At 69.5% G+C, this 21,702-nt stretch carries 22 protein-coding genes; 11 read left to right on the forward strand and 11 right to left on the reverse strand.

Features of this window, described 5'->3' with window-relative positions:
- Nucleotides 1–34 precede the first annotated feature (34 nt).
- From QSK17_RS21840 to hisC, 5 genes are all read left to right on the forward strand, one after another.
- Complete coding sequence (locus QSK17_RS21840) at nucleotides 35–688, forward strand: response regulator transcription factor (protein ID WP_285706879.1); 654 nt, start codon at nucleotides 35–37, stop codon at nucleotides 686–688.
- Nucleotides 685–1,815 carry a sensor histidine kinase gene (locus QSK17_RS21845; protein ID WP_285706880.1) on the forward strand — a complete coding sequence of 377 codons (1,131 nt, stop codon included), beginning with the start codon at nucleotides 685–687 and terminating at the stop codon, nucleotides 1,813–1,815. The genes QSK17_RS21840 and QSK17_RS21845 overlap by 4 nt, the downstream gene beginning before the upstream one ends.
- Nucleotides 1,816–1,881: 66 nt before the next feature.
- On the forward strand, nucleotides 1,882–2,217 hold the full coding sequence (locus QSK17_RS21850) for a YnfA family protein (RefSeq protein WP_285706881.1): 336 nt from the start codon (nucleotides 1,882–1,884) through the stop codon (nucleotides 2,215–2,217).
- Between the two features lie 36 nt (nucleotides 2,218–2,253).
- The gene (locus QSK17_RS21855) at nucleotides 2,254–2,682 is read left to right on the forward strand and encodes a GNAT family N-acetyltransferase (protein ID WP_285706883.1); all 429 of its coding nucleotides are present in this window, start codon (nucleotides 2,254–2,256) and stop codon (nucleotides 2,680–2,682) included.
- 195 nt (nucleotides 2,683–2,877) lie between these two features.
- Nucleotides 2,878–3,942 carry a histidinol-phosphate transaminase gene (gene hisC / locus QSK17_RS21860; RefSeq protein WP_285706884.1) on the forward strand — a complete coding sequence of 355 codons (1,065 nt, stop codon included), beginning with the start codon at nucleotides 2,878–2,880 and terminating at the stop codon, nucleotides 3,940–3,942.
- Between the two features lie 118 nt (nucleotides 3,943–4,060).
- Here the strand turns inward: hisC and QSK17_RS21865 are convergent, their stop codons facing one another.
- The 5 genes from QSK17_RS21865 to purD form a co-directional block, all read right to left on the reverse strand.
- On the reverse strand, nucleotides 4,061–4,996 hold the full coding sequence (locus tag QSK17_RS21865; RefSeq protein ID WP_285706886.1) for an EamA family transporter: 936 nt from the start codon (nucleotides 4,994–4,996) through the stop codon (nucleotides 4,061–4,063).
- Nucleotides 4,997–5,027: 31 nt separating this feature from the next.
- Complete coding sequence (locus tag QSK17_RS21870; protein WP_285706974.1) at nucleotides 5,028–6,314, reverse strand: transcriptional regulator; 1,287 nt, start codon at nucleotides 6,312–6,314, stop codon at nucleotides 5,028–5,030.
- A gap of 223 nt (nucleotides 6,315–6,537) precedes the next feature.
- Complete coding sequence (gene murA / locus QSK17_RS21875; protein WP_285706887.1) at nucleotides 6,538–7,815, reverse strand: UDP-N-acetylglucosamine 1-carboxyvinyltransferase; 1,278 nt, start codon at nucleotides 7,813–7,815, stop codon at nucleotides 6,538–6,540.
- A gap of 94 nt (nucleotides 7,816–7,909) precedes the next feature.
- Nucleotides 7,910–8,758 carry a phosphoribosylaminoimidazolesuccinocarboxamide synthase gene (locus tag QSK17_RS21880; RefSeq protein ID WP_285706888.1) on the reverse strand — a complete coding sequence of 283 codons (849 nt, stop codon included), beginning with the start codon at nucleotides 8,756–8,758 and terminating at the stop codon, nucleotides 7,910–7,912.
- Nucleotides 8,759–8,861: 103 nt separating this feature from the next.
- Entirely contained in the window at nucleotides 8,862–10,115 is a 1,254-nt protein-coding gene (gene purD, locus QSK17_RS21885; protein ID WP_285706890.1) for a phosphoribosylamine--glycine ligase, read from the reverse strand.
- A 662-nt stretch (nucleotides 10,116–10,777) separates the two neighbouring features.
- On the opposite strand from purD, the gene QSK17_RS21890 reads away from it, so the two are divergent.
- Both QSK17_RS21890 and QSK17_RS21895 read left to right on the forward strand, forming a co-directional pair.
- Nucleotides 10,778–11,824 (forward strand): magnesium and cobalt transport protein CorA, encoded by a 1,047-nt coding sequence (locus QSK17_RS21890; protein ID WP_285706892.1) that lies wholly within the window; start codon nucleotides 10,778–10,780, stop codon nucleotides 11,822–11,824.
- 73 nt (nucleotides 11,825–11,897) lie between these two features.
- Entirely contained in the window at nucleotides 11,898–13,373 is a 1,476-nt protein-coding gene (locus QSK17_RS21895; protein ID WP_285706893.1) for an AAA family ATPase, read from the forward strand.
- A gap of 5 nt (nucleotides 13,374–13,378) precedes the next feature.
- Here QSK17_RS21895 and QSK17_RS21900 read toward each other — a convergent pair whose 3' ends face one another.
- Nucleotides 13,379–14,014, reverse strand: coding sequence for a TetR/AcrR family transcriptional regulator (locus tag QSK17_RS21900; protein WP_285706894.1), 636 nt, complete (start codon nucleotides 14,012–14,014; stop codon nucleotides 13,379–13,381).
- 111 nt (nucleotides 14,015–14,125) lie between these two features.
- Between QSK17_RS21900 and QSK17_RS21905 the strand changes: the two genes are divergently transcribed.
- Nucleotides 14,126–15,325: a cytochrome P450 gene (locus QSK17_RS21905; protein WP_285706895.1), complete on the forward strand. Its 1,200-nt coding sequence runs from the start codon at nucleotides 14,126–14,128 to the stop codon at nucleotides 15,323–15,325.
- A 13-nt stretch (nucleotides 15,326–15,338) separates the two neighbouring features.
- Nucleotides 15,339–15,584: a ferredoxin gene (locus QSK17_RS21910; RefSeq protein WP_285706896.1), complete on the forward strand. Its 246-nt coding sequence runs from the start codon at nucleotides 15,339–15,341 to the stop codon at nucleotides 15,582–15,584.
- Nucleotides 15,585–15,594: 10 nt separating this feature from the next.
- Here QSK17_RS21910 and QSK17_RS21915 read toward each other — a convergent pair whose 3' ends face one another.
- The 4 genes from QSK17_RS21915 to fbaA form a co-directional block, all read right to left on the reverse strand.
- Complete coding sequence (locus tag QSK17_RS21915) at nucleotides 15,595–16,521, reverse strand: glycerophosphodiester phosphodiesterase family protein (protein WP_285706897.1); 927 nt, start codon at nucleotides 16,519–16,521, stop codon at nucleotides 15,595–15,597.
- Between the two features lie 106 nt (nucleotides 16,522–16,627).
- Nucleotides 16,628–17,911: an adenylosuccinate synthase gene (locus tag QSK17_RS21920; protein ID WP_285706898.1), complete on the reverse strand. Its 1,284-nt coding sequence runs from the start codon at nucleotides 17,909–17,911 to the stop codon at nucleotides 16,628–16,630.
- 155 nt (nucleotides 17,912–18,066) lie between these two features.
- Nucleotides 18,067–18,486 carry a DUF3151 domain-containing protein gene (locus QSK17_RS21925; RefSeq protein WP_285706899.1) on the reverse strand — a complete coding sequence of 140 codons (420 nt, stop codon included), beginning with the start codon at nucleotides 18,484–18,486 and terminating at the stop codon, nucleotides 18,067–18,069.
- A gap of 345 nt (nucleotides 18,487–18,831) precedes the next feature.
- A complete protein-coding gene (fbaA, locus tag QSK17_RS21930) occupies nucleotides 18,832–19,854 on the reverse strand; it encodes a class II fructose-bisphosphate aldolase (protein ID WP_285706901.1) in 1,023 nt (340 codons plus the stop codon).
- Nucleotides 19,855–19,990: 136 nt separating this feature from the next.
- Between fbaA and QSK17_RS21935 the strand changes: the two genes are divergently transcribed.
- Nucleotides 19,991–20,668 (forward strand): DedA family protein, encoded by a 678-nt coding sequence (locus tag QSK17_RS21935; RefSeq protein WP_285706902.1) that lies wholly within the window; start codon nucleotides 19,991–19,993, stop codon nucleotides 20,666–20,668.
- Between the two features lie 79 nt (nucleotides 20,669–20,747).
- The gene (locus QSK17_RS21940; protein ID WP_285706904.1) at nucleotides 20,748–21,185 is read left to right on the forward strand and encodes a hypothetical protein; all 438 of its coding nucleotides are present in this window, start codon (nucleotides 20,748–20,750) and stop codon (nucleotides 21,183–21,185) included.
- Here the strand turns inward: QSK17_RS21940 and QSK17_RS21945 are convergent.
- A complete protein-coding gene (locus QSK17_RS21945; RefSeq protein ID WP_285706906.1) occupies nucleotides 21,157–21,699 on the reverse strand; it encodes an orotate phosphoribosyltransferase in 543 nt (180 codons plus the stop codon). The two genes, QSK17_RS21940 and QSK17_RS21945, sit on opposite strands and share 29 nt — an antisense overlap.
- Nucleotides 21,700–21,702: the final 3 nt, after the last annotated feature.

The raw sequence follows: 21,702 nt of genomic DNA on the forward strand, positions 1-21,702 counted from the left end.
TGGCGATACACCCAGCCGGATAGAACTCCTGAGCGTGCGTGTTCTGATCGTTGAGGACGAACCGGTGCTGGCCGACGGCATCGCCGAGTGGCTGCGTCGCGACGCGCTGGCCGTTGACGTGGTCAACGACGGCGGCTCGGCGCTGGAGCGGCTGGAAGTGAACGACTACGACGTGGTCATCCTTGACCGTGATCTGCCTGCCGTCCATGGCGACGACGTGTGCCGATCGATTGTGGAATCGGCCTCACGAACCCGTGTTCTCATGCTGACCGCTGCTGCGGCCGTACGGGATCGGGTGGCGGGCCTCCAGCTCGGCGCCGACGACTACCTGTCCAAGCCGTTCGCACTGGCCGAGTTGTCGGCCAGAGTGCAGGCGCTGCTGCGGCGCACCGGGCACATCACGCCTCCGGTCCTCAGCCGCCGTGGCCTCCGGATGGATCTGGCCAGGCGGGAGGTTTATCGCGACGGGCGTTACGTCGCGCTGTCGCGCAAGGAATTCGCCGTACTCGCCGAGTTGCTGCGCGCCGATGGGGCGGTGGTGTCGGCCGAGGACCTGCTGGAGCGGGCCTGGGACGAGCACACCGACCCGTTCACCGGCGTCGTGCGGGTGACGATTCTGAAGCTGCGCCGCAAGCTGGAGGTCCCCGTGATCGACACCATTCCTGGAGTCGGGTACCGCATCGCATGAAGAAGCTCACGATCAGGGCCAGACTGACCCTGGTATACGCGGCGTTCTTCCTGGTGGGCGGAGTGGTGCTGCTCGGCGTCACGACCCTGCTGGTGTCCCAGCAGGTGCCCTCGGCCATCAGCGGCAAGCACGTCCTGTCGTCCACGCCGTCTGGGCCGCCGATGGACGAGGGCCGGCAGATGCTGAGCGAACGGATCCGTACGGTGACCACCACCTCCCTGATATCGCAGGGTGCGATCGGGTTGCTGCTGGTCGGAGCAGCCTCGGTCGGGTTCGGCTGGCTGGTGGCGGGCCGAGCGCTGCAGCCCTTGCACCGTGTCACCGAGACCGCGCGGCGGCTGTCCGTGGGTGCGGGGCGGGGACTGCACGAACGGATCGTCATGGACGGCCCGCAAGACGAGGTACGCGACCTGGCCGACGCCTTCAACCTGATGGTGGAGCAACTGGACGCGGCCTTCGACGGACAGCGCAGGCTGGTCGCCAACGCCTCGCACGAGTTGCGCACCCCGCTGGCCATGAACAGGACGCTGGTGGAGCTCGCGGTCAGCAGGCCGGGCGCTTCGGAGGACTGCATCCAGCTCGGCACGTCGTTGCAGACCGTCAACGAACGGCACGAACGGCTGATCGACGGCCTGCTCACACTGGCCGACTCCGAGCACGGCATCACCGAGCGCACCCCCGTCGACCTGGCCGACATCGCCGGCCACGTCTGCGACCAGCTCGGCGTTCCCTGCGACGGCGCGGCCGCCGCGATCACCAGAGGCGATCCGATCCTGCTCGAACGGCTGGTGCAGAACCTGGTCGAGAACGCCGTCGAGCACAACGTGCCCTCCGGGCTCGTCTCTGTGACCACGGAGACTGTCGGCGAGGACGCGGTGCTGACCGTGGCCAACTCGGGGCCCATCGTGCCGCACTACGAGATCGAGTCGCTGTTCCAGCCGTTCCGGCGGCTCAACCGCGAACGTACCGGCGGCGGGAGGGGATTCGGCCTCGGCCTGTCCATCGTGCGCTCCATCGCCCGCGGTCACGGCGGCTCGGTGACGGCCATCCCTCGCGACGGCGGCGGCCTGGTGGTAACCGTACGATTGCCGGGCCCAGGCACCGCCTCACCGCGAGAGGCCGTGTGACGCACTCGGCCGGCTATCTACTGACCGGGCTAACCAATTGCGACGCAACGCATAGAGTCCACCGATATGACCGTCGTGCGTTCTGTGCTCCTATTCGTACTGGCCGGGGTGCTGGAGATCGGCGGGGCCTGGCTGGTGTGGCAGGGCACCCGCGAGAGCCGCGGCTGGGCATGGATCGGCGCCGGAGTGATCGCGCTCGGCCTGTACGGATTCGTCGCCACGCTCCAACAGGACGCCAACTTCGGGCGCATCCTGGCGGCGTACGGCGGGGTGTTCGTGGCGGGCTCGCTCGCGTGGGGCATGGCGATGGACGGCTATCGGCCGGACCGGTTCGACGTCATCGGTGCCCTGATCTGCCTCGCCGGGGTCGCTGTGATCATGTACGCGCCGCGAGGTGGCTGACGCCGAAAGCCCGATGCCGGATTAGGTTTGTCTGCCATGACGACACTCAGGGTGATGATCAGGCATGGCGGGCGGGACGACGTCGAAGCCGTGCTCCGCTTCTGGGCCGAGGCGGCCGAGGACACCGATCGGCACGACGACGCGGACAAGGTCGTCCAGCTCGTCGAGCGTGACCCGGAGGCGCTGCTGATCGCGGAGATCGACGGGCGGATGGTGGGCACGCTCATCGCGGGTTGGGACGGCTGGCGGGCCCATCTCTACCGGCTCGCCGTGGACCCCGGACACCGGCGCATGGGCATCGGATCCCGCCTGATCGAGGCGGCGGAGGACCGGTTCCGGGCGTTCGGGGCCTTCCGCGCGGACGCGATGGTCCTGCACGACAACGAGCTCGCCCATCGGGCCTGGTCGGCGTCCGGCTACGGGCCGCAGCCCCAGTGGGGCCGCTGGGTGAAGCCCCTGGCCTGACGCGTTGACCTCGGAGCGCAGGCCGCGAGACGGACATCGGTGAAGGCCGCGGCTGACGTCAGCGGTGGAGCAGGCCGTCGATCGCGTGGCGGGTGCGGATCTTGACCGGCCGGCCGTCCGCCTCACGTCCGCCTCAGTCCGCGGGCCTCAGTAGGGTTGATTTCGCACAAAGAGACTCATAAGAGGAGGACGAGCATGTCGACGCCGCGCTTCCGGGCCGTACTCGACACCATGCCCCCGTACAAGCCGGGCAAGGCCGTGGTCGCCCCTGACGGCAGGTCGTTCAAGCTGTCCTCCAACGAGAGCCCGTTCGGGCCGCTGCCGAGCGTGCGGGAGGCGATCGCCGAGGCCGCCGCGCGGATCCACCGCTACCCCGACCCTGGCGCGACCGCCCTCACCGAGGCCCTCGCCGAGCGCTTCGCCGTGCCGCAGGAGCATGTCGCGCTGGGCGGAGGATCGGTCGCGGTGGCGCAGCAGATCTTCGAGACCGTCGCCGAGCCGGGCGCCGAGGCGATCTACGCGTGGCGGTCCTTCGAGGCCTACCCCATGCTCGCGGACCTGGCCGGGATGACCTCGGTCCAGGTGCCGCTCACGGACGAGACGCACGACCTCGACGCCATGGCCGCGGCGATCACCGACGCGACCCGCCTGGTCTTCGTCTGCAACCCGAACAACCCGACCGGTACGGTCAACCGCACGGCCGAGCTGGCCGAGTTCCTCGACCGTGTGCCCGGCGACGTACTGGTGATCATCGACGAGGCGTACTGCGAGTACGTCCGCGACGAGGACGTCCCCGACGGCCTGGCGCTGTATCGCGACCGCCCGAACGTGGCCGTCCTGCGCACGTTCTCCAAGGCGTACGGCCTGGCCGGGCTGCGCGTGGGTTACCTGATCGGCCACGAGTCCGTGGCCGCCGCCGTACGTAAGACCGCGGTGCCGTTCGCGGTCAACGCGATCGCCCAGGCCGCCGCGATCGCGTCCCTCAGGGCCGAGGACGAGCTCCTGGAGCGGGTCGAGACCGTGGTCAAGGAGCGGGACCGGGTCCGGGAGGCGCTGATCGCCCAGGGCTGGACGATCCCCCCGACCGAGGCCAACTTCGTCTGGATGCGTCTGGGTGACCGGACTCCGGAGTTCGCCGAGTTCTGCGCCGGGTACGGCGTGGCCGTGCGGCCCTTCGGCACCGAGGGGGCGCGCGTCTCGATCGGCGACCAGGAGGCCAACGACGTCTTCCTCGCCGCCGCCGAGGCATTCGGCGCCTGACTCTTCGGCGCCTGACTCTTCACGCCTGACCCGTCGGCGCCTGATTCTTAGGCGCCTGATCCGTCGCCGCGCGGTCGGTTTCCACTCCGCACCGGACACCGACCGCCCGGCGGGCGGATCAGCTCGGCGCCGCCTCCGCCTGCGCCTCGAGCACGGCGCGCGCCGCCCGCCCGCGGCGCTCGGTGGACACCACCAGGGCGACGCCGATCACGATCAGCGCCCCGGCGCCGAGCATGCCCGCGGTGACGGTCTCCCCGACCACGGCCACCCCGAGCAGCACCGCCACGACCGGGTTGACGTACGCGTACGTCGAAACCAGCGAGATGGGCGCGTTGCCGAGCAGCCAGACGTACGACGTGAAGCCGATCAGCGAGCCCACCACGATCAGGTAGGCCAGCGCCGCCCAGGACCGGCCGCTGACGGCGGCCAGGTCCAGTCGCTCGCCCAGCCCCGAGCCGATGATCAGCAGGCCGACGCCGCCGACGGCCATCTCCACCGTGCTCGCCGCGAACGGGTCACGCGGCATGGGGATGCGCCCCGACAGGAAGGAGCCGATCGACCACGACAGCGACGCCACCAGGATGATGACCACGCCGACGGGGTCCGACCCGGTGCCACCGCCCAGCGAGATCCCCGCCACGCCGACGAACCCGACGAGCACCCCGGCCAGCGTGAGCGCCTGGGGCCGGTCACGGAAGACGGTGCGCAGCATGACCAGCCAGAGCGGGACCGAGGCGACCAGCAGCGCCGCGAGCCCGCTCCCGATGTGTCGCTCGGCGACCGCCACCATGCCGTTCCCGCCGGTCAGCAGCAGCAGGCCGACCAGGGCGGCCCCGCCCAGCTCCCGCCTCGTCATGCGGAACGGCTCGCGCCCCTTGCGGAGCAGCAGTACCGCGCCGAGGATCAGCGCCGCCGTGACGAACCGCAGGCCGCCGCTGAGCAGGCTGGGCAGGGTCTCGATGGCGATCCGGATCCCGAGATAGGTCGACCCCCACACGATGTAGACGGTCACCAATGCCAGCCAGGTCCGCATGCCATGAGCGTTCTTCCCCATGGCTCATGACAATAGCGGGACAATTCCTGACTCAGCGGTTGAGTTTCTCCACGATGAGCCGGTAGAGCTGGCGCGGCCGGCCAGGGGCGGGCGTACGGTTCGGCGGAAGCGGCCACGCGAGTCCCTCGTCCACCAGCGTGCGCAGCAACCGCCGGGCCGTGCGCGGCGTGACGCCGAGCATCTTGCCCGCGCTCTCGGCGTCCACGACCGTGTCGCCGCCCTCCAGCTTGGCCGCCAGCCGGGCGAGCACCTCGACGCCCTTCGGCTTGGCCGTCCCGACCGCGTGCGGGGGCATCCGGGGCGCGGGGACCAGTGCGCGGCCCTCCCTGTCCACCGCGAAGCCCTGGGAGTTCTTGGCCCCCTGGCTGCGTCCGAGCGCGCCGCGCGCGTGGGTCTCGGCGTCGTGAGTGGTCCGGCCCATGCCCACCCCCACCTCGACGGCCAGGCCGAGCTCATCCCTGATCTTTGCCGCGAACGGCAGGACCCGGAAGCCGTCCGTCGCGGCCGCGATCGAGCCCCGCGAGGACACCACCAGGTAGCTGTGGTCGTCGATCGGCCACACGCTCGAGTTGATCCGGTTGGCCTCCTGGACGAGCAGCCGGTGCAGCGACAGCCGCAGCTCGTCCCGCCAGTAGCGGGGCGCGGCCCGCCGTACCGGCTCGCGCAGCGTGGGGACCTCCACCAGCACCACCGTGAGCTGGGACTCCTCCAGCCGGTGGTGCGCCCCGAGCAGCGCGGCCGTGTGCAGTGCCGTACGGACCGCGGCCGAGGTGGGGCGGACCCGCACGACGGGCAGGCCCGCGGCGGCCAGCCGGTCGGCGACCCCGGGAAGGCAGGTCAGCGCTCCCGTGGTGGCCCCCTGCCGGATGAGGCGCTCGTGGAACGCTGCAATGGTGCCGGCGGCTCCAGGCTCGTCGCGGCTCTGTACCTCGCCCGAAGGCAGGCCTAAATCGGAGTACGCCTCGTCGATCTCCGCCCGGCTGAGCACGTCCACGCTCACCCGCAGGGGGTCGATCCGCTCGTCCATGGCCGCCTGGGCGATGGCGGCGGCCAGGGCGGCGCCGCCCAGCTGCACATGCGTGGCCGGCATGGTGAGCACCCCGGCACGACGGGCGATCTCGTAGGGTGCGGGGCTGGAGAACAGGCAGGCGTCCACGTTCGGGCCGAGCCTGGTCACCTTGTCGGCCGCCTCCTGCTCGTCCCGGTAGGCGGCCGCCACCAGGCGGCACGGCACGGGTGCGGCCGCATGACCCATGAGCATCACTCGCTCGACCAGATCATGCGGCCCCACCACACCGATAGTGAGATCCGGAGTCATCGTGCCCAGGCGTGACCCGCGCGGATTCTCTTCCGTGCGCTCGACCAATGTCTGTCCCATCCGCGTAACCGATTCCAAATTCGTTGAAGCTCTCTTTGGAACGATCGCGTGTGGCGGCCGTAATGTCACGCCCAAATTTGCCGGAAATCCGTTCTGCATACGGCCTGCGGATGGCCAATCAGAACGTTTCACCAGCTCAGGAGTGCAAAATTGGCCTCTGGGATCAGCCTGCGGCCAAAGGGGAAATCTGGCGTTCCACATCTGCGCCGAGCGCCTGCATACGCTGCGCGAGATGAGCGTGACCGCGATCGATGAGATAACCCGAGTCGATTGTCGTCTCGCCTTCGGCGCAGAGCCCGGCCAGCACGAGCGCGATGCCCGAGCGGAGATCGTGCGCGGTGACCTCGGTGCCGTGCAGCGGCGTCGGGCCGTGCACGACCGCGCGGTTCTCGTCGACCTCGATCCTGGCGCCCATCTTGTTCAGCTCGCCGGCGAGCGCGAAGCGCCCGTCGAAGATCCGCTCATGGATGTAGCTGGAGCCGTCGGCCAGGCACGCCACCGTCATCAGCGGCGACTGCAGGTCGGTGGCGAAGCCCGGGTAGGTGTCGGTGATGACGTTGATCGGCCGGAGCGTGCGGTCCCTGCGGACGTTCAGCACGGCGCCGTCGGTCGCGAACTTCACGCCCATCTGCTCCAGCTTCCAGCGGACCACGCCGAGGTGCTCCAGGGAGGCGCCGACCAGGTTGACCTCGCCGCCGGTGATCGCGGCGGCCATCGCGAAGACGCCGGCGTCCAGCCGGTCCGGCATCACGGTGTGCTCGACCGCGGTCAGTTCGGTGACGCCCTCGACGGTGATGAAGCCGGTGCCGCCGCCGCGGATCCTGGCGCCCATCCGGGAGAGCATGCTGATGACGTCGAGCACCTCGGGTTCGAGCGCCGCGTTCTCGATCACGGTGGTGCCGCCCGCCAGGGTGGCGGCCATGATGAGGTTCTCGGTGCCGGTGTGCGAGGGCGTGTCGAGGTACAGCGGGGCGCCGGTCAGCCCGGCCGCCTTGATGTGGATGACGGCCTCGCCCTCGTCCACGACCGCGCCGAGCCGCTTGTAGCCGAGATAGTGGAAGTCCAGGTTGCGGCTGCCGAGGTTGCAGCCACCCACACCCTCGATGATCGCCTCGCCCAGGCGGTGCAGCAGGGCCGGGACGAACAGCACCGAGCCGCGGAAGCGGCGCGCGATCTCCGCCGGCAGCACCGGGCTGGTGAGCTGGGACGCGTCGATCACCAGCGTCCGCTCGTTCTCGTGGAACTGCACCTTGGCGCCGATCGCCTGGGCCAGCTCGACGGCGCGGCGCACATCCTCGATCACGGGCACGTTGCGCAGCACCGTTTGGCCCTCCGACGCGAGCAGCGCCGCGCCGATCATCGGGAGGACGGCGTTCTTCGCGCCCTGGATGAAGGCGGTTCCGCGCAGTACGTTGCCTCCGCGCACGCGGTAACGGACCATCGATGAGACTCCTAAGTCAAAGGTGGGGACTCGCACGACGCGGCGGCCAAGGCTGGACCAGAGTAGCCGCTGAGACGGGCGTTATGAGGGGGAACTACCCGCGGAAGACGCGCCCAGTCAGCCGCTCGTACGCCTCGACGTACCGCTGCCGGGTGCGCTCGACGATCTCGTCGGGAAGGGGCGGTGGCGGCTCGTCCGACGACCTGTCCCAGCCGGACTCCGGCGAGGTCAGCCAGTCGCGGACGAACTGCTTGTCGAACGACGGCTGGGACCGGCCCGGCCGCCACTCCTCCAGCGGCCAGAAGCGGGAGGAGTCGGGGGTGAGCACCTCGTCGCCCAGGACCAGCTCGCCTTCGGCGTCCCAGCCCAGCTCGATCTTGGTGTCGGCCAGGATGATGCCGCGTTCCCGGGCGATCTCGGCGCCGCGGACGTAGACGTCGAGCGTGATCCGTCTGAGGCGCTCCGCGACGTCCGCCCCGACCTCCTCGACGACCTGCGCGTACGTCATCGGCTCGTCGTGCTGCCCGATCGGGGCCTTCGTCGACGGCGTGAAGATCGCTTCGGGCAGCCGCGAGCCGTCGGTCAGCCCGGTGGGGAGGGAAACGCCGGAGACGACGCCCTCACGGCGGTAGTCGGCCAGCCCGGAACCCGTCAGATAGCCGCGCGCGACGCACTCCACCGGGACCATCCGCAGTCTGCGGCACAGCACCGCCCGGCCCGCGAACTCGGCGGGCACGTCGGTAGAGACCACATGGTTGGGAACCACGTCCGCGAGCTGTTCGAACCACCACAGCGAGAGCTGGGTGAGGATCTTGCCCTTGTCGGGGATGCCGGGCGTGAGGACGTGGTCGAACGCGGAGATCCGGTCCGAGGCCACCATCAGCAGCAGCCCGTCCTCGGTCTCGTACAGATCGCGGACCTTGCCGGAGTGGAGGTGCTTCACTATGCCATTTTGCCAGTGGTTCAGACCTCTTTGCCGACCGGCCCAAACCCGGCCCCGGCAACCGGCCGGACGACCGGCCGCGCGGCCGTCCGGGATGACCGGCCTACGACTCGACGGCGCGAAGCGCGATGTCGGAGCGGTGGTGGGAGCCGCGCAGCCGGATGTGACCGACCGCCTCGTACGCGCGCGTGCGGGCCTCGGCGAGATCGCGTCCGGTGCCGATCACACTCAGCACCCGGCCCCCGTTGGAGACGATCCGGCCCCCGGCGTCGGGCGCGGGGTCGAACGCCGTGCCCGCGTGCAGCACGTACGCCCCCGGAACCTCGGCGTCCAGCCCCTCGATGACGTCGCCCTTGACCGGCTCGCCGGGGTAGTTCTCCGCCGCGACCACCACGGTCACCGCCGCGCCGTCCCGCCAGCGGAGCGGCTCGTGCGCGGCCAGCGTGCCGGTGGCGCACGCCAGCAGCAGCCCGGCGAGCGGCGTCTCCAACCGGTCGAGCACGACCTGGGTCTCCGGGTCGCCGAACCGCGCGTTGAACTCGATCACACGCGGCCCCTTCGCCGTGAGGGCCAGGCCCGCGTAGAGCACGCCCGTGTACGGCATGCCGCGCGCCGCCAGCTCCGCCACGGTTGGCAGGACGATCTCGGTCATGACCTGCTCGGTCAGGCCCTCAGGCGCCCACGGCAGCGGCGTGTACGCGCCCATGCCGCCCGTGTTGGGGCCCGCGTCGCCGTCCCAGGCGCGCTTGAAGTCCTGTGCGGGCTGGAGCGGCACCGCCGTCTCCCCGTCGCACAGGGCGAACAGCGACACCTCGGGACCGTCGAGGTACTCCTCGATGACGACGCGCTCGCACGCCTCTGCGTGCGCGAGGGCCTCGTCCCTGTCCCCGGTCACCACGACGCCCTTGCCCGCGGCCAGGCCGTCGTCCTTCACGACGTACGGCGGGCCGAACTCGTCCAGCGCGGCCGCCGCCTCCTCCGCCGTGGTGCACGTGAACGCGCGGGCGGTGGGCACACCCGCCGCGGTCATCACGTCCTTGGCGAAGGACTTGGACCCCTCGATCCCAGCCGGCTCACGCGACGGGCCGAAGCACGGGATCCCCGCGGCCCGTACGGCGTCGGCCACGCCCGCGACCAGCGGCGCCTCCGGGCCGATCACGACGAGATCGGCACCCAGCGTGACCGCCAGCTCCGACACCGCCGCGCCGTCGGTCGGCGTCACCTGGTGCAGGGTCGCCACCCGCGCGATGCCGGCGTTGCCGGGAGCGCAGTGGACTTCCGAGACGGACGGGTCGAGCCGCAGCCCACGACACAGGGCGTGTTCGCGACCACCGGATCCAATAACTAGAACGCGCACCCGCTGAGTTTATTGGCGCTCGCTGCGCTCGCGCGGGCTCGGGGCGCCCTAGAGGCGACTCGTGCCCTCGTCACGTCCTCGCTCCTCCGTCGCTCCGGGCGTTCCTCGGTTACTTCCCCGCCGCGCCCCTTGCGGTTTATTGGCGCTCGCTGCGCTCGCGCGGGCTCGGGGCGCCCTAGAGGCGACTCGTGCCCTCGTCACGTCCTCGCTCCTCCGTCGCTCCGGGCGTTCGCGCTCGCCCGCTCGCTGCTCGGTTGGTTCCCCGCCGCGCTACCGGGGGACGTTACTGGTGAAGTTCCGGGGGCTTGGAGGCTTTTGAGGAGAACCACCTGATCATCGAGGGGACGGGTGGTTACCCTAGAGACAGCCCAGCCTGATGTGATAAGTTAGCTCAGCTTTACCATGCCTCGTGGCGATTGGAGGTGGTTTGGGGTGTCTTCTGATGATCCCGTCAGTACGTGCCCGCGCACGTGCGACGTGCGCATTCCCGACCACCTGATCTCTGAGCCCGAGGGGCAAGCTCACGCCTGAAAAAGGGGTGACGTCGCGTCGCGCGTGGAGCGTGCCGGCTCGGGCGGGAAGGGTCCGCCATGCGCTCCTCAACGCTTTTTCCACTCATTTCCCGCCACGCCCGGGTTGTTCCGCCACGTCTGGCGAAGCCCGTGCCTGAGCAGCCCGTCACCGACCGCTGCGTGCCGCCGAGCAATTCTCTGCTGGAGTTCGGCGCGTACGTCGCCGGCAAGAAGGTTGACGTCGACGGCATCGCCGAGGCGGTCCGCCTGGTCCGCGCGCACAACGAAAGCAGTGCCGCCTCCGACGCCTACGTCTGGGTCGGTCTCTACGAGCCCGCCGCCCCCGAGGTCGAGTGGCTCGCGGAGGTCTTCGGCCTGCACCCGCTCGCCGTCGAAGACGCGATCAAGGCGCATCAGCGCCCCAAGGTCGAGCGGTATGGCGACTCGCTGTTCGTCGTGCTCAAGACCGTGGCGTTCCTCGACCACCAGGCGCCCACCGCCACGAGCGAGATCATCGCCGTAGGCGAGATCATGGTGTTCGTCGGCCCCGACTTCGTCGTCACCGTACGGCACGGCAAGCAGTGCCCACTGGCGGACGTCCGCGAGAAGCTGGAGGACGACGCCAAGCTGCTCGGACGCGGACCGACCGGCGTGCTCCACGCCATCGCCGACTACGTCGTGGACAAGTACCTCTATGTCGCCGATCTGATGCAGGACGAGTTGGAGCACGTCGAGGCGACCGTCTTCGCCGAGGTCAGCTCCCGGGACATTAACCGGATCTATCAGCTCAAGCGCGAGATGCTGGAGCTCAAGAGGGCGGTCGGGCCGCTCCAGACGCCGTTCAACTCGCTTCCTCAGCGGCGGATAATCCCCTCGGAGATGCGCGAGTACTTCCGCGATGTGGGCGACCACCTGTCCCGGGTGTGCGAGCAGGTCCAGTCATCTAACGAGCTGTCCGACTCGATCCTGCAGGCCGCGCTCGCTCGCTCCAACGCGCTGGCGAACGAGGACATGCGGAAGATCTCCGCCTGGGTGGCCATCATCTCCGTGCCCACGATGATCGCCGGTTTGTACGGCATGAACTTCACCCATATGCCGGAGATCGACACGTACTGGGGATATCCGGCGGCGCTCGGTCTGATGGCGGTCGTCTGCACACTGCTCCACCGCGCGTTCCGCCGCAACGGCTGGCTCTGACGGCGGAGCTAATGATAGCTGAAACTATAATAGCTTCAGCTATCATTATCGCAGCTTCCTCTATCATCGATATGTGCAGACCACGGGGAAGCCTGAGCGGCTGTTCGGGCGGGACGCGGAGTGGCGGGAGCTGACCGAGTTCGCCGCCTCGCCCACCATCGGCGCGACGCTCGGCCTCGTCTACGGCAGGCGACGCCAGGGCAAGACGTTGATGCTCGAACTTCTCACACGGCAGACGTCGGGCTTCCTCTTCGCGGCCACCCAGCAGAGCGAGACGCAGAACCTCGCCGATCTCGGTGCCGCGTACGGCGCTTTCCTCGGCCTCCGGCAGCCTGTCAGCTTCCCGTCGTGGCGGGAGGCACTGGAGGAGCTGTTCCGGCTGGGTGAGAACCGCGCGGTGCCAGTGATCATCGATGAGTTTCCGTACCTGGTGAACGCCAGTCCTGGGCTCCCGTCCTACCTCCAGCAGGCGCTGAGCCCTCTGGGGTTCGCCAAGGAGCACACCCGCACCAGGATGATCCTCTGCGGCAGCGCGCTGACCACCATGGCTCAACTGCTCGGGGGCGGGGCTCCGCTTCGTGGGCGAGCGAGCATGGAACTGGTCGTCCGCCCGTTCCGATACCGGGAGGCGGCGGCTTTCTGGCAGGTGTCGCACGATCCCGAACTGGCGTTCCGGCTGCACGCACTGGTCGGTGGAACTCCCGCGTACCTCGAAATGAGCGGAGGATCCGCCCCTTCCTCGGCGGCCGAGTTCGACGAGTGGGTGGCGCGCCGGCTGTTGAATCCCGCCTCGGCCATGTTCCGGGAGGGCGGACTGCTTCTCCGGGAGGAATCGTCCATCGCCGATCCCACCTCGTACGCGGCGACGCTGGCGGCTCTGTGCGCGGGAAACCATCGCCGCTCCGAGATCGCGTCCGCGCTCGGCCGCCCGAGCAGCGCGCTCGGCCACCTGCTGTCCGGCCTGCGGGACATCGGCCTGATCGACCAGATCGACGACGCGCTCAGGGAGAAGCGCAGCGTGTACCGGATCGCGGAACCGGTCGTCCGCTTCCACCAGCTTCTGATCCAACGCCACGAGCCCGCGCTGGTGATCGGCCGGGCGAGCCAGGTGTGGGCCGGCAACGCCGATACCGTGGCAGGAAAGATCTACGGGCCGCACTTCGAGGATCTGGCACGGGAATGGTGCTTCGAACACGCCGATCCGGGGACGCTGGGAGGAATGGCGGCCCGCGTCCGCCCCACCGAGATCGCCTGCCGCGAGCACCGGCAGGGGCATGAGATCGACATCGTCGTCACGGAATCCCCCTCCTTCGCCGCGGAGCGGATAACCGCGATAGGCGAGGCGAAGGGGACCAGCACGGCGATGGACGTCCCGCACCTGGAGCGCCTCGAACACCTTCGCGGTCTCCTGCCCGCCGCCAAGGTCGGGCCGCTTCCCAAACTGCTGCTTTTCAGCCGATCGGGGTTCACCGACGCCCTTCGCCGGGTCGCGGACGCGCGGGCGGACATCGAACTCGTGGATCTCGCCCGCATGTACGGCGGTTCGTAGTCGCGCTAACGAGGGCGGTCGTCGGGGGAACCGAGGGAGCCGAGGCCGCTGATCGTGATGTCGATCGCCTTACGGGCGGCGGCCCGTACCTCCGGGGGAGAGGCGCCGAGGCCGCGGCTCGTCAGGGCGGCGAGCCTGGCCGCGCCGACGATCGCGCCGACCGCCGTGGCCGCCTCGACCGGGTCGAGCTCGTCGGGGCAGGCGTCGTGCAGGGCCCGGGCCAGGCGTCGCTGCGTGTCGAAGAGCAGGTGCAGCGCCCGCGCCTGGAGCGAGGGCACCGACTCGATCAGATGCGTGCGCCGCTCGGCCGACTCCGCGGAGCGGTCCGGGTCCGCGAAGTCGCGGTCCAGGCTCTGCCGCACCGCCCGGACGAGGAGGTCCATGGCCGACTCGCCGGGCCGGCGGTCGGCGATTACGTGGAGCGCCTCCTCGGCCCGCATCTCGTGGTCGAAGAAGACGACGTCTTCCTTGCTGGTGAAGTAACTGAAGAAGGTCCGCGGCGAAACGTCCACGGCGGCGGCGATCTCCGCGATGGTCGTCTCGTCGTAGCCCTTTTCCTCGAACAGCCGTAGAGACGCCTCGATCAGCGCGTTCCGCGTGCGGATCTTCTTGCGTTCCCGCAGGCCAGGAGCGTCCGACATAGTTTGATTTTACTACATATATATCTTCACTCATTGCAACTTTACATTAAATGTTGTTCCGTGAAAGAGGCGAAGTGCTTTCCGACTGAGTTCTCCCACAAGGAGCCCGTCATGACCGAAGCCACGACCCATCCGGTGACCCTCCCCCTCACGCGTGTGCACCCGTTCGACCCGCCGGAGGACCTCGCCCTCTGGCGCGAGGAGGACCCGATCCGCCCGCTGGCCTACCCCGACGGCCATCAGGGCTGGCTGGTCACCGGCTACGCCGCCGCTCGTGCCATCCTCGCCGACCCCCGTTTCAGCACGCGCATCGACCTCCTGCACACGCCGATCGCGCAGCGCGACGCGCAGTTCCGCTCGACCGTGCGGCGGCCGGGCTTCTTCCTGCGGATGGATCCGCCGGACCACACCCGCTACCGGCGGTTGCTGACCGGCCAGTTCACGGTCCGCCGGATGAAGCAACTGGAGCCGAGGATCGAGGAGATCACCCGCGATCACCTGGACGCCATGGAGCGCGCCGGTGGCCCGATCGACCTCGTACGGGCGTTCGCGCTGCCGATCCCGTCCCTCGTGATCTGCGAGCTGCTCGGCGTCCCGTACGACGACAGGGAGAAGTTCCAGCGCGACTCCTCCGTGCTGCTCAGCCTCGACTCCACGCTGGAGCAGGTGGAGGCCGCGATGCAGGACCTGCTCGACTATCTCGGCGATCTGGTCCGGCACAAGCGGGCCGAGCCGGAGGACGACCTGGTCAGCGGGCTCGCAGCGGACACCGACCTGACCGACGAGGAGCTCACCGGCATCACCACGCTGCTCCTCATCGCGGGCCACGAGACGACCGCGAACATGCTGGGCCTCGGCACCTACGCCCTGCTGCGCAACCCCGCCCAGCTCGCCGCCGTGCGCGACGACCCCGAGGTGGTGGAGCACGCCGTCGAGGAGTTGCTGCGCTACCTGACCGTCGTCCACATCGGCCCGGTACGGGCGGCCCTGGAGGACGTCGAGATCGACGGCCGTCTCATCAGGGCGGGAGAAACGGTGACCATCTCGGTGGCCGCCGCCAACCGCGACCCCGAGCGGTTCTCCGAGCCCGACCAGCTTGACGTCGCGCGGCCCGCGAGCGGGCACCTGACCTTCGGCCACGGCATCCACCAGTGCCTCGGGCAGCAGCTCGCCAGGACCGAGATGCGGATCGCCTACCCGGCCCTGCTGCGCCGCTTCCCCGGCCTGCGTCTCGCCGTACCGGCGGAGGAGGTCCCGATGCGGACCGACATGGTGGTCTACGGGGTGCACCGGCTGCCGGTCACCTGGTAGGGAAGGGGGCGCGATGAGGATCATCGCGGACACCGGCCGCTGCATCGGGGCCGGGATGTGCGTGCTGGCCCTGGGCGAGGTGTTCGACCAGAGCGAGGACGACGGGACCGTCGTCCTGCTCGACGCGGAGCCGCCCGCCTCGATGGCGGGCGCGGTCCGGCGGGCCGTACAGCTGTGCCCGTCCGGCGCCCTGTCCATCGCGGAGACGTCCGGAGGGGACCAGGACGCCGCGGGCGGCGTGAAGGGGAACGGGGACTAGGGAAACAGGTCTAGGCGACCGCGTTGCGGAGCGGCGCGATCGGCCGCGGCAGGGGGAGCCCACGGGCCGCCCACAGGAGCCGCATCCGGTCCGGATAGTCGGTGACGATGCCCGCCACGCCCAGGTCGAGAAGCGCGGCCGCCTCGTCGGGGTCGTTGACCGTCCACACCACGACCGGCAGGCCGCACTCCGACGCGGCGGTCATCAGCGCCTGGTCGACCAGCACGCGGTCGGGGGAGAGCGTGGTGGCCCCGACCGCCCGGGCCGCGGCCGCCAGGTCGCCGCCGAAGTCGGCCAAATCCAGGCCGTTCATCCAGGCGGGGGCCATCGTGGCCTCCTCGACCAGCGCGTACCGCCGGTCGACCAGCGGTCGCGCGGCCTCGAGGACGCGCCAGTCGAAGCTGAGCAGAGCGGCGTTCGCGAGCCGGCCGTGCCGGTCGAGCTCCTTCACCACGAGCTCGGTGAACTCACGCGGATCGGCCGTCAGCTCCGGGTGGTCCGGGTCGGACTTGAGCTCGACGTGCAGCCTCACCCCGTCCGCGCCGTACGCGTCGACGAGGCCGAGCACGGCGCCGAGCGTGGGCATCCGGGTGTCGGGCAGCGGCACCTGGGTGAGCGCGAAGGGGTCGTCGGGCCGCGTCGGGAGCCGGATGCCGACATCGAGCGTCCTGAGCTGGGCGAGCGACAGGGAGCCGATCGGCTTGCCGACGTAGGGGAACATCTCGTCGCCCGCGGTGGCCATCCCGGTGTCCGCGCTGGTCACCGGCGAGACGATCAGGTCGTGCGTGAGCACGATCTGCCCGTCGGAACTCAGGGCGACGTCGAACTCCAGTGCGTCGACCCCGAGTTCCAGCGCGAAGGCGAGCCCGGGGAGCGTGTTCTCGGGCCGCAGCCCGCGTGCCCCCCGATGGCCGTGTAGTTCAACGTGTCCATGCACAAGGGCGAACCCTACTGGGTCGCCTTGTGTCACCCGAGCATCCCCACCCCCGCGGCGCGCATCAGCACAAAGCGTCACACAACCATCCGGGGTGGGGGAAACGCGCTCAGATCAGCGGGCGGATCTGGAGGGTCTGGGTGCGGCCGGGGCCGACGCCGATCGCGGAGATCGGGGCCCCGCTCATCTCCTCCAGCGCCTTGACGTAATCCTGCGCCTTGGGCGGCAGGTCCTCGAACGTCTTGGCGTCGGTGATGTCCTCCTGCCAGCCGGGCAGCTCCTCGTAGATCGGCTTGGCGTGGTGGAACTCGGTCTGCGTCATGGGGATCTCGTCATGGCGCACGCCGTCCACGTCGTACGCGACGCAGACGGGGATCCGCTCCAGCCCGGACAGCACGTCCAGCTTGGTGAGGAAGAAGTCGGTCACGCCGTTGATCCGGGTGGCGTACCGCGCGATGACGGCGTCGAACCAGCCGCAGCGGCGGTTGCGGCCCGTGGTCACGCCGTACTCGCCGCCGGTGGAGCGCAGCCAGTCGCCCATCTCGTCGGTCAGCTCGGTGGGGAACGGCCCGGAGCCGACCCGAGTGGTGTACGCCTTGAGGATGCCGATGACGCGGGTGAGCCGCGACGGCGGGATGCCCGAGCCGATGCACGCGCCGCCCGAGGTCGGGGACGAGGAGGTCACGAACGGGTAGGTGCCGTGGTCGATGTCCAGCAGCGTGCCCTGGCCGCCTTCGAGGAGGACGACCTTGCCCTCGTCCAGCGCCTTGCTCAGCACCAGCGACGTGTCGGTGATGTGCGGCTTGAGCCGCTCGGCGTACGCGAGGTATTCATCCAGCACCGCGGCCGGGTCGAGCCCGCGCCGGTTGTAGATCTTGGTGAGGATCTGGTTCTTGTCGCCGAGCGCGACCTCGATCTTCTGCTTGAGGATGCCCGGGTCCAGCAGGTCCTGGACGCGGACGCCCATGCGGGAGATCTTGTCGCCGTAGGCGGGGCCGATGCCGCGGCCGGTCGTGCCGATCTTGGACTTGCCCAGGTAGCGCTCGCTGACCTTGTCGATGGCCTTGTGCTGCGGCATGATCAGGTGGGCGTTCGCCGAGATCAGCAACCGGTCGGCGTTGATCCCGCGCTGGGCCAGCCCGTCGATCTCGCTGAGCAGCACACCCGGGTCGATCACGACGCCGTTGCCGATCACGGGGACCACATCGGGAGAGAGCACACCCGTGGGCAGCAGGTGCAGGGCGTATTTCTGGTCGCCGATGACCACGGTGTGGCCCGCGTTGTTGCCGCCCTGGTAGCGGACGACGTAATGGACGTCGCCGCCGAGCAGGTCGGTGGCCTTTCCCTTGCCCTCATCGCCCCATTGGGCGCCTACGAGAACCACAGCCGGCATGGTCTGACTCCTGCACCACAAAACGAAAACCCCTGACGCAAGTACGACAGGGGCCTCTTGCAACCTGAGACTACCTGAGCCGGTCGGAAACCGGGATTCGCGGGTCCTGAACGGGCGGCCCGCCCCTCATGTACGGCTCCGCCGGCTCGGCAGGGTCAGTGTCCGGCGAGCGCCTGGGCGGCCTCGGCGCTGCTGTCGCGCAGGAACTTGGCGCAACGCTCGGCCTCGTCCTTCTCGCCGATGGCGTGTGCGGCTCGGCTCAGCGCGTGCAGGCAGCGGAGGAAGCCCTTGTTGGGTCCGTGGTCCCACGGGACCGGGCCGTGACCCTTCCAGCCGGCGCGGCGCAGCTGGTCGAGGCCGCGGTGGTAGCCGGTGCGCGCGAAGGCGTACGACGTGACGGCGTGCCCGGCCGCGAAGTAGTCCTCGGCCAGCGCCGCCCAGGCTTCGGAGTAGGCGGGGAAGCGCGCGGCCACGTCGGCCGCCTTGGCGCCGGACTCGATCATCTCTCGAGCCTCGGCGTTGTCCGGGAGGAGGGTGGGCGGCGGACCGGCCAGGAGGTTTTCGTGCGTTTCCATGAGCACAGTCTTACCCGTGGAAAGTCCGCACCATCATGAGGGGGCCGGGACAAGATTGGCGAAAATTCTCCGGCAAGCCGTCGCGTGGAACGGAAGGACCCGGTTTCGAGCGGCCGCACGGGCACAGTACGGGCGCAGTGCGTATGGGCACAGTGCGTAAGGGCACAGTGTGGAGCGCAGTGTGTGGAGCGCAGCCGCGCTGGGCGCGGGAACGCGTTCAGCGCGGCTACGTCCGGTTAAGCCGGGTCAAGCCCGGCCTGGTGCGGTCCGGCCTGGTGCGGTCCGGCCTGGTGCGGTCCGGCCTGGTGCGGTCCGCCGGCCCGGCTTGCCCTGGTCAGGATGCGTTCAGCGGAGCTTGGTGCCCGCCGACTTCAGGTGCCGGCAGGCCTCGGCGACCCGCGCGGCCATGCCCGCCTCGGCGGCCTTGCCGTACGCGCGAGGGTCGTAGGCCTTCTTGTTGCCGACCTCCCCGTCGACCTTCAGCACGCCGTCGTAGTTGCGGAACATGTGGTCCGCGACCGGCCGGGTGAAGGCGTACTGCGTGTCCGTGTCGATGTTCATCTTGACCACGCCGTACGCGATGGCCTCGTGGATCTCTTCGAGCAGCGAGCCGGAGCCGCCGTGGAAGACCAAGTCGAACGGCTTGTCCTTGCCGAACTTGGCGCCGACGGCCTCCTGGATGTCCTTCAGGACGGTGGGACGCAGCTTGACGTGGCCCGGCTTGTAGACGCCGTGCACGTTGCCGAACGTCGCGGCCAGGAGGTACCGGCCGCGCTCGCCCAGGCCGACGGCCTCGGCGGTGGCGATGGCGTCCTGGGCCGTGGTGTAGAGCTTCTCGTTGATCTCGCCGACGACGCCGTCCTCCTCGCCGCCGACGACACCGATCTCCATCTCCATGATGACGCGCGCCTCGGCGCACTTCTCGATGAGCTCGGAGGCGATGGACAGGTTCTCCTCCAGCGGTACGGCGGAGCCGTCCCACATGTGGGACTGGAACAGCGGCTCCTCGCCCCTGGCGACCCGCTCACGAGAGATCTCGATCAGCGGGCGCATGAAACCGTCCAGCTTGTCCTTCGGGCAGTGGTCGGTGTGCAGGGCGACGGTCACGGGGTACTTGGCGGCCACCACCCGGGCGTACTCGGCCAGAGCGACCGAACCGGTCACCATGTCCTTGACCGTCGTTCCGGAGAGGAACTCCGCCCCGCCGGTCGACACCTGGATGATGCCGTCGCTCTCGGCCTCGGCGAAGCCGCGAAGCGCCGCGTTCAGCGTCTGGGACGAGGTCACGTTGATCGCCGGGTAGGCGAAGCCGCCCTCCTTGGCCCGGTCGAGCATCTCGGCGTAGACCTCTGGAGTCGCGATAGGCATCGGAAATTCATCTCCTTCTGAGACAGTTACCGGCGGTCGCAAGTATCCCGAAGCGCGTGCCGATGTGTGAAGCAGGCTCCGGGCCACGCCCGTCTTCTATCAGTGTCGCCTCATATCCGACCGGTAAGCTCGAGGCGTGGACGTGATCCTGAATCTTCTTGACCCGCAGTGGTGGCTGACCATGCTCGGCGCCTTCGCGACGGTCGGCGTCATCGCGATCATCTTTGCCGAGACCGGGTTGCTCGTCGGTTTCTTTCTGCCGGGCGACTCACTGCTGGTCGCGGCCGGGATCTTCGCTTCGGGCAAGGTGCTCGAAGGTGTCGAGCCCTTGTCACTGCCCACCCTGCTGGTCGGGACGCCGCTGGCCGCGATCCTCGGCGCCCAGCTCGGGCATTTCCTCGGCGCGCGAGTCGGCCGCAAGCTTTTCGACAAGCCCGACTCCCGGCTGTTCAAAAAGGAACACGTCGAAAAGGCGGAGTACTACTTCGAGAAGTTCGGCCCCGCCAAGGCCGTGGTCGTGGCGCGGTTCATGCCGATCGTGCGCACCTTCATGAACCCCGTGGCCGGCGTTCTGCAAATGGACGCGCGCAAGTTCTTCCTGTGGAACGCCCTGGGCGGCGTGGTCTGGGTCGAGGCGCTGCTGCTGCTCGGGTACTTCCTCGGCAGCAAGGTCGAGGGCATCGACAAGTACATCCTGCCGGGCGTCTTCGTGATCATCGTGCTGTCGCTGGTGCCGATCGTTCGTGAGGTCCTGAAGAACCGGAAGGCCGGAGGCGCCCCCGCCCCGAGGGGCAAGCACCACGCGGGGCGTTGATCCCTTTAGCGCACCAAAGTGTGATTAATCCTCATTTGGGTGCTGTTGGCCTGTTCGCGGAACCGCTACCCTCCGGTATGTGGGACGCCACAGGTCTGATCCGATGGGGATCGCCCGGCTGGTACTCATCGGCCTGGTGGTCCTGCTCGCGCTGGCTGTCGTCGCCGTCGGAGCCAAATCGCTGATGACGGTCCTCGGCTCGGACGACGCCGGGGCCGCCGTCGCCACGCCCCGCGCATCCGGCGGGGCGTCCTCGTCCGCGAGCACGCGGACGGCGACCGTACAGATCGTGTGCAGCGCCGACCGGTGCCCGGTGTTCGTCCGCATCCCCGGCGGAGACGTGCTGATGGACCGGGACATGACCCGGGGCGAACAGGCCTCCTATTTCGAACCCGAGCTCGACGTGGTCCTCGGTGACGCGAGCACGGTCACGGTCCTGGAGAACGGAACCCAGCGTCCCCCGGGTGAGACCGGGGAACGCCAGACGTTCAAGGTGACGAGATCCCCAGATCGCTGAGGCCGTAGGCCGAGCGGTACGGCAGGCCGGTGGCGGCCAGGTTCTCGTCGCCACCGCGGTGCACGATCGTCGCGATGCCCACCACCTCGGCGCCGGCCTCGCGCAGCGCCTCCACGGCGGTCAGCACGGAGCCGCCCGTGGTGGTCGTGTCCTCGACCGCGAGCACGCGGCGTCCCTTCACATCCGGGCCCTCGATCCGGCGCTGCAGGCCGTGCGCCTTGCCCGCCTTGCGTACGACGAAGGCGTCCAGCACGCGTCCCCGGGCGGCGGCGGCGTGCAGCATCGCGGTCGCCACGGGGTCCGCACCCAGCGTCAGGCCGCCGACCGCGTCATAGCCGAGGTCCTCGGTCAGGTCGAGCATCACTCGCCCCACCAGCGGGGCCGCCACGCCGTCGAGCGTGATGCGGCGGAGATCGACGTACCAGTCGGCCTCCTTGCCCGAGGAGAGCACGACCCTGCCGTGCACGACCCCCTTCTTCCTGATCTCGTCAAGCAGCTTCTCGCGGTCGCTCATGGC

The organism is Microtetraspora sp. NBRC 16547 (genome assembly GCF_030268965.1).
GTDB lineage: Bacteria > Actinomycetota > Actinomycetes > Streptosporangiales > Streptosporangiaceae > Microtetraspora.

Bases quoted from the DNA above. Each gene is read 5' to 3' on its own strand.
- QSK17_RS21845 (WP_285706880.1), top strand. From the start codon at position 685: ATGAAGAAGCTCACGATCAGGGCCAGACTGACCCTGGTATACGCGGCG.
- QSK17_RS21850 (WP_285706881.1), top strand. From the start codon at position 1,882: ATGACCGTCGTGCGTTCTGTGCTCCTATTCGTACTGGCCGGGGTGCTG.
- QSK17_RS21855 (WP_285706883.1), top strand. From the start codon at position 2,254: ATGACGACACTCAGGGTGATGATCAGGCATGGCGGGCGGGACGACGTC.
- hisC (WP_285706884.1), top strand. From the start codon at position 2,878: ATGTCGACGCCGCGCTTCCGGGCCGTACTCGACACCATGCCCCCGTAC.
- QSK17_RS21865 (WP_285706886.1), bottom strand. From the start codon at position 4,996: ATGGGGAAGAACGCTCATGGCATGCGGACCTGGCTGGCATTGGTGACC.
- QSK17_RS21870 (WP_285706974.1), bottom strand. From the start codon at position 6,314: ATGACTCCGGATCTCACTATCGGTGTGGTGGGGCCGCATGATCTGGTC.
- murA (WP_285706887.1), bottom strand. From the start codon at position 7,815: ATGGTCCGTTACCGCGTGCGCGGAGGCAACGTACTGCGCGGAACCGCC.
- QSK17_RS21900 (WP_285706894.1), bottom strand. From the start codon at position 14,014: ATGTCGGACGCTCCTGGCCTGCGGGAACGCAAGAAGATCCGCACGCGG.
- QSK17_RS21905 (WP_285706895.1), top strand. From the start codon at position 14,126: ATGACCGAAGCCACGACCCATCCGGTGACCCTCCCCCTCACGCGTGTG.
- QSK17_RS21910 (WP_285706896.1), top strand. From the start codon at position 15,339: ATGAGGATCATCGCGGACACCGGCCGCTGCATCGGGGCCGGGATGTGC.
- QSK17_RS21920 (WP_285706898.1), bottom strand. From the start codon at position 17,911: ATGCCGGCTGTGGTTCTCGTAGGCGCCCAATGGGGCGATGAGGGCAAG.
- QSK17_RS21925 (WP_285706899.1), bottom strand. From the start codon at position 18,486: ATGGAAACGCACGAAAACCTCCTGGCCGGTCCGCCGCCCACCCTCCTC.
- fbaA (WP_285706901.1), bottom strand. From the start codon at position 19,854: ATGCCTATCGCGACTCCAGAGGTCTACGCCGAGATGCTCGACCGGGCC.
- QSK17_RS21945 (WP_285706906.1), bottom strand. From the start codon at position 21,699: ATGAGCGACCGCGAGAAGCTGCTTGACGAGATCAGGAAGAAGGGGGTC.